This is a genomic window from Frigoribacterium sp. AC394 (assembly GCF_979258095.1).
In genome coordinates this window covers 122,634-136,358 of sequence record NZ_OZ409834.1, presented here as the reverse complement: position 1 = coordinate 136,358, position 13,725 = coordinate 122,634, and the positions used below count along the sequence as shown (strand labels likewise).

At 72.5% G+C, this 13,725-nt stretch carries 10 protein-coding genes and 1 pseudogene; 4 read left to right on the top strand and 7 right to left on the bottom strand.

Annotated elements, in window-relative coordinates; all coding sequences use genetic code 11:
• Nucleotides 1-42: 42 nt before the first annotated feature.
• Both ACZZY9_RS00545 and ACZZY9_RS00540 read right to left on the bottom strand, forming a co-directional pair.
• Nucleotides 43-552 (bottom strand): DUF427 domain-containing protein, encoded by a 510-nt coding sequence (locus ACZZY9_RS00545; RefSeq protein ID WP_463462585.1) that lies wholly within the window; start codon nt 550-552, stop codon nt 43-45.
• Nucleotides 553-596: 44 nt separating this feature from the next.
• Nucleotides 597-1,109 carry a hypothetical protein gene (locus ACZZY9_RS00540; RefSeq protein WP_463462584.1) on the bottom strand — a complete coding sequence of 171 codons (513 nt, stop codon included), beginning with the start codon at nt 1,107-1,109 and terminating at the stop codon, nt 597-599.
• A gap of 129 nt (nt 1,110-1,238) precedes the next feature.
• On the opposite strand from ACZZY9_RS00540, the gene ACZZY9_RS00535 reads away from it, so the two are divergent.
• Nucleotides 1,239-2,951 (top strand): FAD-dependent oxidoreductase, encoded by a 1,713-nt coding sequence (locus ACZZY9_RS00535; protein ID WP_463462583.1) that lies wholly within the window; start codon nt 1,239-1,241, stop codon nt 2,949-2,951.
• Here ACZZY9_RS00535 and ACZZY9_RS00530 read toward each other — a convergent pair.
• The 4 genes from ACZZY9_RS00530 to ACZZY9_RS00515 all read right to left on the bottom strand — a co-directional run bounded on the left by ACZZY9_RS00530 (nt 2,938) and on the right by ACZZY9_RS00515 (nt 9,369).
• A complete protein-coding gene (locus ACZZY9_RS00530) occupies nt 2,938-6,105 on the bottom strand; it encodes a glycoside hydrolase family 2 TIM barrel-domain containing protein (RefSeq protein WP_463464615.1) in 3,168 nt (1,055 codons plus the stop codon). The two genes, ACZZY9_RS00535 and ACZZY9_RS00530, sit on opposite strands and share 14 nt — an antisense overlap.
• Before the next feature lie 62 nt (nt 6,106-6,167).
• On the bottom strand, nt 6,168-7,142 hold the full coding sequence (locus tag ACZZY9_RS00525) for a carbohydrate ABC transporter permease (protein ID WP_463462582.1): 975 nt from the start codon (nt 7,140-7,142) through the stop codon (nt 6,168-6,170).
• Nucleotides 7,139-8,035 (bottom strand): carbohydrate ABC transporter permease, encoded by an 897-nt coding sequence (locus tag ACZZY9_RS00520; RefSeq protein WP_192060492.1) that lies wholly within the window; start codon nt 8,033-8,035, stop codon nt 7,139-7,141. Before ACZZY9_RS00520 ends, ACZZY9_RS00525 begins: the two co-directional genes overlap by 4 nt.
• The gene (locus ACZZY9_RS00515) at nt 8,032-9,369 is read right to left on the bottom strand and encodes an ABC transporter substrate-binding protein (protein WP_463464614.1); all 1,338 of its coding nucleotides are present in this window, start codon (nt 9,367-9,369) and stop codon (nt 8,032-8,034) included. Before ACZZY9_RS00515 ends, ACZZY9_RS00520 begins: the two co-directional genes overlap by 4 nt.
• Before the next feature lie 104 nt (nt 9,370-9,473).
• On the opposite strand from ACZZY9_RS00515, the gene ACZZY9_RS00510 reads away from it, so the two are divergent.
• On the top strand, nt 9,474-10,133 hold the full coding sequence (locus tag ACZZY9_RS00510; protein WP_463462581.1) for a TetR/AcrR family transcriptional regulator: 660 nt from the start codon (nt 9,474-9,476) through the stop codon (nt 10,131-10,133).
• Nucleotides 10,134-10,158: 25 nt separating this feature from the next.
• Here ACZZY9_RS00510 and ACZZY9_RS00505 read toward each other — a convergent pair whose 3' ends face one another.
• Nucleotides 10,159-10,611, bottom strand: a complete 453-nt coding sequence (locus ACZZY9_RS00505; RefSeq protein WP_192060495.1) for a DoxX family protein — start codon at nt 10,609-10,611, stop codon at nt 10,159-10,161.
• 120 nt (nt 10,612-10,731) lie between these two features.
• On the opposite strand from ACZZY9_RS00505, the gene ACZZY9_RS00500 reads away from it, so the two are divergent.
• Both ACZZY9_RS00500 and ACZZY9_RS00495 read left to right on the top strand, forming a co-directional pair.
• On the top strand, nt 10,732-11,229 hold the full coding sequence (locus ACZZY9_RS00500) for a DoxX family protein (RefSeq protein WP_463462580.1): 498 nt from the start codon (nt 10,732-10,734) through the stop codon (nt 11,227-11,229).
• A 329-nt stretch (nt 11,230-11,558) separates the two neighbouring features.
• Nucleotides 11,559-13,681: pseudogene (locus tag ACZZY9_RS00495) on the top strand (RecQ family ATP-dependent DNA helicase).
• Nucleotides 13,682-13,725 lie beyond the last annotated feature (44 nt).

Genomic DNA, 13,725 nt, shown 5'->3' with positions numbered 1-13,725 from the left:
GAGGTCGCCTCACGACGTCGTGATGGTCACAGGAGGCGCGGGTCACCAACCGAGCGTGCCGGGCGGTCCCTTGAACGGGCCGACGATCGCGTCGGTGATCCAGCCGCCGTAGAAGTCGCCCTCCTGCGCCCGCACGGTCTCACCGTCGATCTCGATCGACTCGACGCGGCCAGGGTAGAGCGCGACATGATCGACGAGCTGCTCGTACCCCGCCCACGGCGACGGATAGAACCAACCGGCTCCGCTCGACCGGTCCGCCCCGCCCCGCAGATCGACGTAACCGGCGCTGCCCTTGAACTCGCACATGCTCGACCCGTCGCCCCGGGTCAGGGCGCCCTCGACGAACGCGCTCCGCGGCAGGTAGTAGACCGGCGGGTGGCTGGTCTCGAGCACGCGGAACGAACTTCTCGTGTCGGCCACCACCTGCCCGCCGAGTCGAACGACGATGCGCTCGGTGCGCGCCTCGACGCGCGGGGGGCGGGGATAGTCCCAGACGGACTCCTGACCGGGGCCGGGGATGTCGCGGTCGGGTCGGCGGACGCTGCGTCTCATCCCGCCATGGTGCACCCCGCGCCGACGAGTCGTCGGGGTGATGCTCAGGCGCGGACGACCGCGGGTGCCGAGCGGAGCGTCGACGCGAGTCCGTCGAGGGCCGCGACGCCGCCCGTGGCCCCGCGCGCCGACGCGACGAGCAGCTCGAGCGCGGCGCGGGCGGTCGTCGGCGACACGTCGACGTGCTGACCGACGCTGAGCGCGAGGTCCTCGAGATCGGCGGCGAGGGACGCGAGTCGCGAGGCCGAGACGTCACCGCCAGCGACAGGACCGCCCGCCGGAGCGCCGACCGCGTGCCGCTCGAGGCGCTCGACGAGCAGTCGAGCCTCGCGGGCCGTGGACTCCGCGGTCGGGCGCAGCACCGACGGCACGGAAGCTCCCCGGCCCAGGTCGAGCGCGCTCAGACGCAGCCCCCGCACCAGCTCCGTCGCGACGTCGCGCACCCGGAGCCCCTCGTGCACGGACGGCAGCGCCCAGGCCGCCGCCAGCTCGGGTCGTTCGAGCAGCCGGACGGCCACGGAGGCGCAGGCCAGGAAGGCCGATCGGGTCTCGGTCACGGGATCCATCCTCGCATCGCCCCCGAGACGTGGACGACCGGCGGGTGCGAGCGATCTTTTGCTTGTTCGGCAAGACATGTTGCCATCGAGGCCATGGACCGGCACCCTGGAGTCAGGAGGTCACCGACCATGACGCACGACATCACCCATCCCCGGACCGACTCGCCCGAGACCGAGCACGCACACGAGCACGAGCACGAGCAGGCACACGAGCACGGGCCCGCCATCGAGCACGACGCCGTCGTGATCGGCGGAGGCGCCGCCGGCCTCAGCGCCGCCCTGACCCTGGCGAGGGCTCGCCGCGACGTCGTCGTCGTCGACGCGGGCGAGCCGCGCAACGCCCCGGCCGACGGCGTCCACGGGTTCCTCGGGCTCGACGGCATCGCCCCGCTCGAGCTGCTGCGTCGTGGGCGCGTGGAGGTCGAGTCGTACGGCGGGGTCGTCGTCTCGGGGACCGCCACCGACGTCCTCCGCACCGGCCGAGGAGGCGCGCCCGGCTTCACCGTCGAGGTCACCACCCCCGACGGCGGCCACCGCACCCTGCGCGCCCGACGCCTCGTCGTCAGCACCGGCCTCGTCGACGCTCTGCCGCCCGTCGACGGACTCGCCGCACGCTGGGGCCGGGACGTCGTGCACTGCCCCTACTGCCACGGCTGGGAGGTGCGAGGCCGCGCCATCGGCGTGATCGGCACCGGGCCGATGAGCATCCACCAGACGCTGCTCTTCCGGCAGTGGAGCGACGACGTCACCCTGTTCGCGAACGACCGCCTGACTCCCGACGACGCCGACCGCGCGCGTCTCGAGGCGCGGGGGGTCCGCATCGTCGAGGGCCCCGTCGCCTCGGTGCGCGTGGCGGACGACCGCCTCACCGGAGTCGTCCTAGCCGACGGCACGACCGTCCCGGTGGGCGCCGTCGCCGTCGCGACGAGCGTCGCGGCTCGCAGCGACGTGCTCGTCTCGCTCGGTCTCGACGCCGAACCGCACCCGTCGGGCATGGGCACTATCGTCGCCGCCGACCCCGTCACGGGGCAGAGCGCCGAACCGGGCGTCTGGCTGGCCGGCAACCTGACGAACCCCGGTCACCAGGTCGTGATGGCCGCGGCGTCCGGCGTCATGGCGGGCGCCGCGCTCAACATGGACCTCGTGTCCGCCGAGACCCGGGCCGCCGTCGAGGCCGTCGAGACCTGGAGAGCCGACGCGCACCGCACCGGCGGCGAGCTCTTCGACGCCGCCTACTGGGAGGATCGCTACGGCACCGAGGGCTGGGCCTGGAGCGGCGACCCCAACGCCGCGCTGGTCGACGAGGTCGCGGCGCTGACACCCGGTCGCGCCCTCGACATCGGCAGCGGCGAGGGCGGCGACGCGATCTGGCTGGCGCGCCGGGGCTGGACGGTCACCGGCACCGACATCGCCGTGAACGCACTGGACAAGGCGCGCGCTCGGGCCGAGGAGGCCGACGCGGAGGCGGCCGGGCGCATCACCTGGGAGCAGCACGACATCACCGGGTGGACGCCGCCCCGCGCCTCCTACGATCTGGTCACGTCGCACTTCATGCATCTGCTGGCGGCGGACCGCGACCGGGTGTTCCGCGGGCTCGGCGAGGCGGTCGCGCCCGGCGGCAGCGTGCTCATCGTCGGGCACGACCTGTCGGATCTCGACTCCGACGCGCACCGTCTGCACCACCCCGAGCTGATGTTCGGCGTCGACGAGCTCGTCGCGCTGTTCGACCCGGCCGAGTGGACGATCGCCACGGCCGAGACGCGCGAACGCGAGACCGCCGCCGGGCACGAGGGCCCGGCGACGGTCCGCGATGTGATCGTCCGCGCGGTCAGAGCCCTCTGACCCGCAGCCGGATGGCCCGGGCGGAGGGTCGCAGCACGTGCGGGGCCGAGACGTCGGGCCCGCACGCCCGCGAGCCGACGCCGTTCTGCGCCGCGTCGATCCAGAGGTGGGTCGCCTCGGGCTCGGGCAGATCGAACGGGTGCTCGGCGGCGTCGACCTGCTGGGCCGTGTGCCGCCGCAGCGAGAACCCGGGGCGACGACCGGCGGTGTCGGGTGCGGCGTCGAGACGCAGCCACGGGGCGCCCGCCCCGGTCCGCAGCTCGAGGCTGCGGAGGTCGCTGCGGTGCCCGCTCTCCTGCGGCCGGGCGTAGTCGACCGTGAGGTCGTCGACGCTCGACTCGAAGCGACCCACCCGGGCGGCCTCGCGGCTGTCGGGGTACGACTCGAGCGGGCCGGTGCCGAACCACGAGACGCCGTCGACGTCGAGCGGCAGGTCGAAGCGCACGCCGACCCGCGGCCACGAGAGGTCCCAGCCGGCCGACGGCACGAGGTCGAGCGAGAGCCAGAGCTCGCCGCGCTCGAGGCTCCACCGCTCGTCGACGGTGACCGAGTGACGACTGTCGGCGGCGGCCCAGCGGGTGCGGACGGCGACGTGCTCGGACGACGACCGCACCGACTCGACCCGTGAGGTCAGGCGGTGGAGTCCGGCCCGCTTCGCGATCGTCTCGGCGCTCGGCAGCAGCTCGTCGGTCGGCAGGTCGGTGCGGTGACGGTCGCGCATCGGGTCGGCGTCGATGTCGCGCGGGGCGTCCCAGTGACCGCGCTCGTTGTCGGTCGTGGCGCGCCACAGCTCGAGCCGCGGACCGGAGACGGGTCGCCCGGCCAGCGAGACGAGCCGCCCGTCGACGAACGACGCGGGGCCGAGCTCGAGGGCGCCGCCGAGGGCCCCCGAGGAGGCGCGGGTCGAGTCGTCCCGCCCGGCACCCGGTGCCGCGGGCCGCGGGTAGGCGGTGACGTGGCGCACGGCCGCCGGCGCGCTCAGGTCGACCTGGGTCGTCGCGAGCACGTGACCGGCGTCGGCCCAGCCGTGGTCGGCGCGCAGGGCGACCCGCACCGTGAGCCACGTCTCGCCGGTCGCCGAGACCTCGAGTCCGGGCAGGGCGAGGGCGACCTGCTCCCCCGCGGCCAGTGCGCGTCCGCGGTCGTCGAGCGCGTCGAGGCGCCCGGTGGCGACGACGTCGCCGTCGTGCTCGAGCGACCAGAGCAGCTCGACGTCGGCGGTCGTGGCGCTGTGCCGGCGGTTCTCGACGACGATCGACGCGCCGGCGAGGTCGGCGTCGGCGTCGGTGCCCGCGGCCCGAGTCGCCGTGAGCCGGATCGGCGAGACGACCTGGGCCCATTCGTGCAGACCCGGGCTCGGCGTGCCGTCCGAGAGCACCATGCCGTCCATGACGAAGTTGCCGTCGTGGACGACCTCGCCGAAGTCGCCGCCGTAGCCGAAGTACTCGACGCCGTCGGGCGTCGTGGTGCGGAGGCCGTGGTCGCGCCACTCCCAGACGAAGCCGCCGTGCAGGCGCGGGTACTCGTCGACGAGCCGCTCGTACTCGTCGACCGCGCCGGGTCCGTTGCCCATGGCGTGCACGTACTCGCAGAGCACGAACGGCTTCGAGCGCTGACGGGCCGCCTCGGAGGCCGTGCAGCCGAGCAGGCGGAACCCCTCGTCGCCGGCGCCGATCGCCCGGGTCTCGTCGATCCACGAGTACATGCGCGAGTAGACGTCGGTGTACGAGCCGGTGTAGTCGCCCTCGTAGTGGACCGGTCGACCGCGGTCGCGCGCGTGGGTCCACGCGGCCATCGCCGCGAGGTTCCGCCCGGTGCCCGCCTCGTTGCCGAGCGACCACATCACGATGCTGGGGTGGTTCTTGTCGCGCTCGACGGTGCGGACCATGCGGTCGACGTAGGCGTCGTGCCAGTCGGCGTCGTCGCTCGGGTTGCCGACCCATCGCTCGCGCTCGAAGCCGTGCGTCTCGAGGTCGCACTCGAGCACGACCCAGAAGCCGAGCTCGTCGGCGAGGTCGAGGAGGCGCGGGTGCGGCGGGTAGTGCGAGGTGCGGATCGCGTTCACGTTGAACCGCTTCATCAGCTCGAGGTCGCGGCGCGCGTACTCCTCGTCGAACACGCGTCCCTTGTCGGCGTGCACCTCGTGCCGGTTGACGCCGTGGAAGACGACGCGGCGGCCGTTGACCTCGAACCGGTCGCCGACGATGCGGACGGTGCGGAACCCGAGCCGGTGCGAGATCGTCTCGACCGCGTCGGCGCTCGACACGGTCGCCTCGTAGAGTCGCGGCACCTCGGCGCTCCACGGCTCGACGTCGATCAGCTCGATCGGCGCGACGTCGGCCGGGGACTCCCACGTGACGTCGACGCCCAGCTCGGGGACGGTGAGCGTGACCGGCCACGCGGCGGGGCCGGCCGTGATCTCGGCGACGATCGTCGCTCCTCCTGCCGTCTCGCCGGCCGTCCCGTGCCATTCGCTGCGCAGCCAGACGTCGTCGATGCCGCCGACCGGTCGCGCCTCGAGCGACACGCTGCGGAAGACGCCGGGCAGCCACCACTGGTCCTGATCCTCGACGTAGCTCTGGGCCGACCACTGGTGAACCCGCACGGCCACGGTGTTGGTGCCGGGGTGCACGAGATCGGTGACGTCGTACTCCTGTGCGAGGCGGCTGCCGACGCCGACGCCGACGTGCACGCCGTTGACCCAGACGACCGCCGTCGACTCCACGCCGTCGAAGCGCAGCAGCACGCGCTCGGCGCCCTCGAACGAGGCGGGCAGCTCGAAGGTGCGCCGGTGGTCGCCCGTCGGATTCGCATCGGGCACGTTCGGCGCATCGGTCGGGAACGGGAACTGCACGTTCGTGTAGATCGGGGCGCCGCGACGACCGTCGCCCGTGAGCACCCAGTGCGACGGCACCGTGATGGTCTCCCAGCCCGAGTCGTCGAGGTCGACCGAGCCGACGTCGTACGCGCCCTCGCCGTCGGGCAGCACGCCGCGACCGCCGGGCAGCCCCGGCACCCCGGCGACCAGGCGGAACGCCCACTCGCCGTCGAGCGAGAGCCGCGGGGCGTCGCTGTGCAGCCACGAGCGCGCGGGCGAGCGGCGACCGCTGCCGGGGCCCGTGTCGGACAGGTATCCGACGGGCGGCGAGAGCAGGGAGTCTGCGGTGGTCGAGGGGGCGGTGGTCGAGGAGGCGGTGGTCGAGGGGACGACGGAGGTCACTTCACGGATCCTTCGGTGAGGCCGCCGCGCCAGAAGCGCTGCAGCACGATCATGGCGATGACGAGCGGGATGATCGACAGCAGGACGCCGCCGGTCGTCAGTTGGTAGAACTCGGGCAGTCGGTCGGTCTGGCTCAGCCAGTTGTTGAGACCCAGCGTGACGGGGAACTTGTCGACGTCGCTCAGCATCACCAGCGGCAGGAAGTAGTTGTTCCAGATGCCGACGAGCTGGAAGAGGAACACCGTGACGAGCGCCGGGGTGAGGATGCGCAGACCCAGGGTGTGGAAGATGCGCAGCTCGCTGGCGCCGTCGAGGCGGGCGGCCTCCATCAGCGAGGTGTCGACCGTCGCCTGCGCGTAGATGCGGCAGAGGAACAGCCCGAACGGCGACACCAGCGACGGCAGCAGCACGCTCCAGTAGGTGTTCGCGAGACCCATCTGACTGAAGAGCAGGAACAGCGGCAGCGCGGTCGCGGTGCCGGGCACCAGCACGCCGCCGAGGATCGTGCCGAAGACCAGATTGCGGCCCGTGAACTCGTACTTGGCGAGGGCGTAGCCGCCGGCCGCGGCGAAGTAGGTCGCGATGAGGGCGCCGACGCCGGCGTAGAGCACCGAGTTGCCGAGCCAGCGGACGAAGACGCCGTCGCCGTAGGTCAGCACCTGACCGAGGTTGTCCCACAGGGCGAACGACGGGGCGAACCAGAAGCCGAAGGTGCCGAAGAGGTCGCCGGTGGTCTTCGTGGCCGCCACGACGACCCAGTAGACCGGGATCAGGAAGTACAGGGCGACGACCGTGAGCACGGCGGTGACGATGATGGTGGAGGCGCGGCTGCGACCCGCGGACCGGTCGGGCCCCGCCCCGCGCGAGCGTCGGGCGGAGACGCGACCCGCGCCGCGCCTCCCGCCCTGCCCGGCGGTCACGATCGACTCTGTCTCGGTGGCGTGCTCGACGACCGTGGCACGGGGGCTCATGCGGACTTCCTGTTCGTGATGGTGAGGAACACGATCGACAGCGTGAAGGCGACGAGCGCGATCAGCACGGACTGCGCCGCGGCGACGTTGTAGTCGTTGTAGGCGAAGGCTGTCGTGTAGGCGCTGAGGTTCGGCGTGTACTGGCTGTCGATGGCGGGGGCGACGCGCTGCAGCACCTGGGCCTCGGCGAACAGCTGCAGGGTGCCGATGATCGAGAAGACCGCGGTCAGCAGCAGGGCCGGGCGGATCAACGGCAGCTGGATGCTCGTCGCGACGCGCAGCGGCGACGCGCCGTCGACCTTCGCGGCCTCGTAGAGCTCGACCGGGATCGACTTGAGCTGGGCGATGATGATCAGCATGTTGTAGCCGGTGTAGCTCCAGGTGACGATGTTCGCGATCGACCAGAGGACGGTGTTCGGCCCGAGGAAGTCGGGCGAGACGCCGAACGTCTCGGCGACGTCGATGATCGGGCTGAGCCCCGGCACGTAGAGGAACGACCAGAGGATGGTCGCGATGACGCCCGGCACCCCGTACGGCAGGAAGTACGCGGCGCGGAACAGCCCCGGCCACTTCGCCGACGCCGACTCGAGCAGCAGGGCGAGCACCGTGCAGAGGATGAGCATCAGCGGCACCTGCACGATGCCGAACAGGAACATGCGCCCGATCGAGGCGACGAAGTTGGGGTCGCCGAGCACCTGGGCGTAGTTGCCGAACCCGGCGAACTGCGTCACGACGCCGGTCTCGCCGAAGAGACCGCCTCGGCGCACCTGCGTGAAGCTCGACACGAGCGCCATCAGGATCGGCACGATGAAGGTCAGCAGGAACAGCGCGAGGAACGGGAAGAGCAGCACCCACGGTGCCCGGGCGACCGAACGCGACGACGGGCCGCTCATGCGCCGGCCTTGCGGATCGAGAGGCCCTTGTTCTTCATGACCGTGATGATGTCCTTCTCGGCCTGCACCACCGCGTCGACGAGGGTTCCGCCGGAGGCCTTGCCGCGGAACCCGTCGCTGAGGATGTTGAACGACTGCTGCGTCACGGGCCACCAGCTCCAGTCCTGGTTCTGACTCGACTCCTTCGTGGCGGGCACGAACACCTCCTGGTTGTAGTTCTGACCGCTGAAGAACTCGCTCGGCTTCTCGCGCAGGTCGCCGACCACGTCGACGGCGGGCGACCAGCCGATGCCGCAGAACTCGATCAGCGCGTTCACGCCCTCGGGGGTCGTGGTCATCCAGACGGCGAAGTCGAGCGCCTCCTGCGGGTGCCGGCTGTTGGCGAGGATCGCCGCCGTCGACCCGCCGAGGAACGACGACGCGTAGCCGTCCTCCCAGGTCGGCAGGGGCGCGGCGCGCCACTTGCCCGAGGCGCCGCTGACTCCCTCGATGAGCGCGTCGCCCCACGAGCCCGTCGCGACCGACGCGATCTTCCCGTCGGCGGCGGCCGAGAACCAGGCGGGCGTGTACGCGCCGTAGGCCGTCGTGACGATCCCGTCGTCGATCGCCTGGTCGAAGAAGGCCGCGACCTTCATCGTCGCCTCGTCGGTCATGTCGATGACCCACCCGTCGTCCTCCGCGCGGAACCACGAGGCGCCGGCCTGGGTGGCGTAGGCGGCGAACGGCGACGCGTCGGCGAGCGGGAACGAGTCCATCAGGACTCCCGCGCCCTTCAGCTCGGCGCCCACGGCGGCCCAGTCGCTCCACGTGGCGGGCACGGACGCGCCGACCTGGTCGAAGACGGCCGGCTGGTAGAACATGCCCATCGGGCCGCTGTCCTGCGGTACCGCGTAGACGCCGCCCGTGTAGCTGACCTGGTTCCAGAGCGTGGGGTCGTAGAGCTCGCGGTACTGGTCGATCCCGTAGCGCGAGAGGTCGACGACGCCGTTGGCCAGCAGGAACTCGGGCAGCGACCGCAGCTCGACCTGGGCGATGTCGGGGCCGGCGCCCGCCGCCAGCGCCGAGTACAGCTTCTGGTAGCCGCCGGCGTTGCCACCCGGGATGAACACGGTCTCGACCTGGACGCGGTCCTGGCTGCGGTTGTAGAGGTCGGTCACCTGGTCGAGGCCCTTGAGCCAGGCCCAGTACTCGAGGCGGACGCGGCCGTCGGCCGGCGGGATGGTCGGCAGGGTGTTGACCGAGGTCGTGCCGGGTGTCGCGCACCCGGCCAGGATCGCGGCAGCGCCGGCGCTCAGGCCGAAGCCGAGCAGTTGACGTCGACTGAGGGGGCTCATCATGACTCACTTCATCGTGGACGGGACCCGCCGAACCTAACACAATTCCGAGTGCTCACTCGGATTTGAGCCGAGGAGGCGCGGGTCGGCCGTAGAGTCCCCTCATGACCGCAGACACCACCGCCGCCCACTCGGAGCCCGCCGCCCGGCACGACGCGCCGGTCGCCCGCGGCCCGCGCGGCCCGCGGGGGCCGTACGCGAAGTCGTCCGAGCGCAGAGCCGCGATCGTGGACGCCGCCTTCGACGTGTTCTCGACCCGCGGCTACCGCGGCGGCTCGCTGCAGGAGGTCGCGGATCGCGTGGGCGTCAGCCAGACCGGCCTGCTGCACTACTTCCCGTCGAAGCGCGATCTGCTGCGGGCCGTGCTCGAGCGACGGGACTCGATGGCGAGCGGCGCCGTGCGCGACGGGACGACCGACGGCGACTTCATCGAGGGGGTGCTGCGACAGGCGCGGCACAACGAGACGGTGCCGGGTCTGATCGCGCTGTACGCGGTGCTGGCCGGTGAGGCCGCCACGGAGGACGCCCCCGTGCGCGGCTACGTGGCGACGCGCTTCGAGGGGCTGCGGGCCGAGTACACGGCCGGGTTCCGCGACCTCGAGTCGCAGGGGCGCCTCCGTCCGGGTGTGGACCCCGCCCGGGCGGCGTCCGGGCTCGTCGCGCTCTGGGACGGCATCCAGCTGCAGTGGCTGATCGACCCGTCGAGCGTCGACGTCGAGCAGCAGCTGCGCGACCACCTGGGGTCGCTGGTGCTGCCCGGCTGAGCTGCGCCGCGCCTCCTCGGCGCCGCTACTTCGAGCGGGTCAGCTGCGAACGGAGCGCCGCACGGTCGCGCCATGCGCCCGTGGACCAGAGCGCGAGGAGGACGAGGAGGGGCTGGCCGATCAGGCGGACGGCCCGCTTCGTGTCGGTGTCGAGGCCGAACGCGTCGGTGTGCGTCACCAGCTGCGAGATGTTGCCGGGGAAGATCGCGATGAAGAACGCCGCGACGGCCCAGCCGACGGCGACGCGCTTCTTGCCGAGCACGAGCAGCGCCCCGCCGAGCGTGATCTCGACGACGCCCGAGGCGAGCACCACGGCGTCGTCGTCGAAGGGCAGCCACTCGGGCACCTGCGCCTGGAAGTCGTCGCGGGCGAAGGTGAGGTGGCTGACGCCGGCGAGGACGAGGATGCCGCCGAGGGCCAGACGCCCGATGACGCGGGGGACGGACGTGGGACGCGGGCGCGTGGTTCGACGTGACATCCCGTCAGTCTGCTCCTCCCCCGGCGCGTCGTCGACCCGTGTCGCTGCACGTCCGTGCAGGTCGGACCGTGGGCGTCGTGTCTGCGGACCGGTGCCAGGGTCGTCGGGTAGAAGAGACGCATGAGCCTCGCATCCACACTCCTCCGCACGACGATCGGCGGCCTCTTCGTGGGCCACGGACTCCAGAAGCTGACGGGCGCCTTCGACGGACCCGGGCTCGAGGGCACCGAGCAGATGATGGCGGGGACGGGCATGCACCCGGCCGCCCGCACCGCACGACTCGTCGCCGTCGCCGAGACCGCCGGCGGGGCCGCGCTGGCCCTCGGCGCCGCGACCCCGCTCGCCGCGGCGACGGTCGTCGCCACGATGGTCACCGCCGTCCGCAAGGTGCACGGGTCGAAGGGCCCGTGGAACACCGAGGGCGGCTTCGAGTACAACGCCGTCCTGATCGCCGCGGCAGCCGCCGTCGCCGCGGGCCCCGGCGGGCCGTCCATCGACCAGGCCTTCGGCAAGAAGACCTGGGGCACCGGCGGGGCGCTGTTCGCCCTCGTCGCCGGCACGATCGGCTCGTTCGTCGTCGTCGAGCTCGGCCGCCGCGCCGCGCCGAAGGACGCCTGACCCGCACCGTCGGCGCCGGCACCCGCACTCCCACCCCCCACCCCCACCCGCACCCCGTGTGCAAATCGCGACCATCCGGGCGCGACACGCCGCTCACCTTCGTGGGCGCATGGCGTGTCGCGGCCGGATAGTCGGATTCGGCACGCCGACGCGATGCCCGCCGGTCGGGTTCGGCACGCCGAAGCGACGCCCGCAGCTCGCCATCCGCCCAGAACAGCCCGAGCACTCCCGGCCCGGTCGTCCCTCCCCAGACGATCCCGCCGAGGAGGCGCGGTGCCGGCACCCGACGAGAGCCCGGCACTGTCGGTGGCGTCTGACACCATGACGGCATGACTTCGACGAGCACGACGACCGACATCGACGCCGAGGCCCTCGACCTGCTCAGGGCTCTCACGGGTCGCGACGACGCGGTGTTCCACGACGGTCAGCTCGAGGCGATCCGCGCCCTCGTCGCCGACCGGCGCCGTGCTCTCGTCGTGCAGCGAACGGGGTGGGGCAAGTCGGCGGTCTACTTCATCGCCACGCTGCTGCTCCGTCGTCGCGGCACCGGGCCGACGCTGCTCGTCTCCCCCTCCTCGCCCTGATGCGCGACCAGGTCGCGGCCGCTGCGCGGGCCGGGGTCAGGGCCGTCGCCGTGAACTCCGCCAACGCCCACGAGTGGTCCGACGTGCAGCAGCAGCTCGTCGACGACGAGATCGACGTGCTCCTCGTCTCGCCCGAGCGCCTCAACAACCCGAGGTTCCGAGACGAGCAGCTGCCCGTGCTGATCGCCCGACTCGGCATGCTCGTCGTCGACGAGGCGCACTGCATCTCCGACTGGGGCCACGACTTCCGGCCCGACTACCGCCGTCTCGCCGAGCTCATCCGCACGCTGCCGAACGGCGTCCCCGTCCTCGCGACCACGGCGACCGCCAACGCCCGGGTCGTCGCCGACGTGGCCGAGCAGCTGGCGGTGGGGCCGGGCGACGACGTGCTGACCATCCGCGGGTCGCTGGCGCGCGCCTCCCTGCGGCTGGGGGTGCTGCAGCTGCCCACCTCGCGCGACCGGCTCGGCTGGCTGCTGAGCCATCTCGCCGACCTCCCGGGCAGCGGCATCATCTACACGCTGACCATCTCGGCCGCCGACGACACAGCACGGCTGCTGCGCGAGGCCGGCCACGACGTCCGCTCGTACTCGGGGCGCACCGACCCCGAAGAGCGCGAGCAGCTCGAGCAGCGGCTGAAAGACAACGACCTCAAGGCCCTCGTCGCGACCAGCGCCCTCGGCATGGGGTTCGACAAGCCCGACCTCGGGTTCGTCATCCACCTCGGGGCGCCGTCGTCGCCCGTGGCGTACTACCAGCAGATCGGTCGAGCCGGTCGGGCCACCGACAACGCCGACGTCCTTCTGCTGCCCGGCAGCGAAGACGCCGAGATCTGGCAGTACTTCGCGACGGCCTCGATGCCGTCCGAGGCCAGGGCCTCCGCCGTGCTGGCCGAGTTGACCGAGACCCCGCTGTCGACCCCCGCACTCGAGGCACGGGTCGACATCAAACGCACCCCCCTCGAGCTGATGCTCAAGGTGCTCGACGTCGACGGGGCCGTCCGTCGGGTCCAGGGCGGGTGGGTGAGCACCGGGCAGCCCTGGGTGTACGACGCCGAGCGCTACGACCGCATCGCGACCGCCCGCGTGGCCGAGCAGCAGTCGATGCTCGACTACCAGCACGCCACCACCTGCCGCATGCAGATGCTGCAGACCGATCTCGACGACCCCGACGCGAAGCCGTGCGGGCGGTGCGACGTCTGCGCCGGCGCCTGGTACCCGACCGACATCAGCGGTGAGGCCGCCACCTCGGCCACGTCGTCGCTCGACCGGGTCGGCGTCGAGATCGAGCCCCGCGCGCAGTGGCCCACAGGCGCCGATCGGGCCGGGGTGCCCGTCAAGGGCAAGCTCCCCGATGGCGAGCGCGTCGAGCAGGGCCGGGCCCTCGCACGGCTGACCGATCTGGGCTGGGGCACGACGCTGCGCGAGGTCTTCGCGCCGTCGACCCCCGACGCCCCCCTGTCGAAGAACCTGCTTGACGGCGTCGTGCGCGTGCTGCGCGAATGGCCCTGGGCCGAACGACCCGTCGGCGTGGTGGCCATGCCGTCGGCGTCGCGACCGCTGCTCGTCGGCTCGCTCGCCGAGGCCATCAGCACCGTCGGGCGACTCCCCCTGCTCGGGGCGCTCACTCCCACCCGTCCGTCCGCGGGGCGGGGCCAGGGCGGCAACAGCGTCTATCGACTCGCCGATGTCTGGCAGTCGTTCGAGGTCGGCCCCGAGCTGGCCGCCGCCCTGGCCGGCGTGCAGGGCCCGGTGCTGCTCGTCGACGACCTCGTCGACAGCCGCTGGACGCTCACCGTCGCCGGCCGCGAGCTGCGGCGCGCAGGGGCGCCCGCCGTGCTGCCGTTCGGACTCGCGATCGTCGGCTGACCACCGGGCCGCCGATGTCGCCCGCCGATCGCACGAGCGACCGG

What these genes read in the sequence shown, in the direction of transcription:
- ACZZY9_RS00545 (WP_463462585.1), bottom strand. Translation starts at nt 552, where the DNA reads ATGAGACGCAGCGTCCGCCGACCCGACCGCGACATCCCCGGCCCCGGT.
- ACZZY9_RS00535 (WP_463462583.1), top strand. Translation starts at nt 1,239, where the DNA reads ATGACGCACGACATCACCCATCCCCGGACCGACTCGCCCGAGACCGAG.
- ACZZY9_RS00525 (WP_463462582.1), bottom strand. Translation starts at nt 7,142, where the DNA reads ATGAGCCCCCGTGCCACGGTCGTCGAGCACGCCACCGAGACAGAGTCG.
- ACZZY9_RS00520 (WP_192060492.1), bottom strand. Translation starts at nt 8,035, where the DNA reads ATGAGCGGCCCGTCGTCGCGTTCGGTCGCCCGGGCACCGTGGGTGCTG.
- ACZZY9_RS00515 (WP_463464614.1), bottom strand. Translation starts at nt 9,369, where the DNA reads ATGAGCCCCCTCAGTCGACGTCAACTGCTCGGCTTCGGCCTGAGCGCC.
- ACZZY9_RS00510 (WP_463462581.1), top strand. Translation starts at nt 9,474, where the DNA reads ATGACCGCAGACACCACCGCCGCCCACTCGGAGCCCGCCGCCCGGCAC.
- ACZZY9_RS00505 (WP_192060495.1), bottom strand. Translation starts at nt 10,611, where the DNA reads ATGTCACGTCGAACCACGCGCCCGCGTCCCACGTCCGTCCCCCGCGTC.
- ACZZY9_RS00500 (WP_463462580.1), top strand. Translation starts at nt 10,732, where the DNA reads ATGAGCCTCGCATCCACACTCCTCCGCACGACGATCGGCGGCCTCTTC.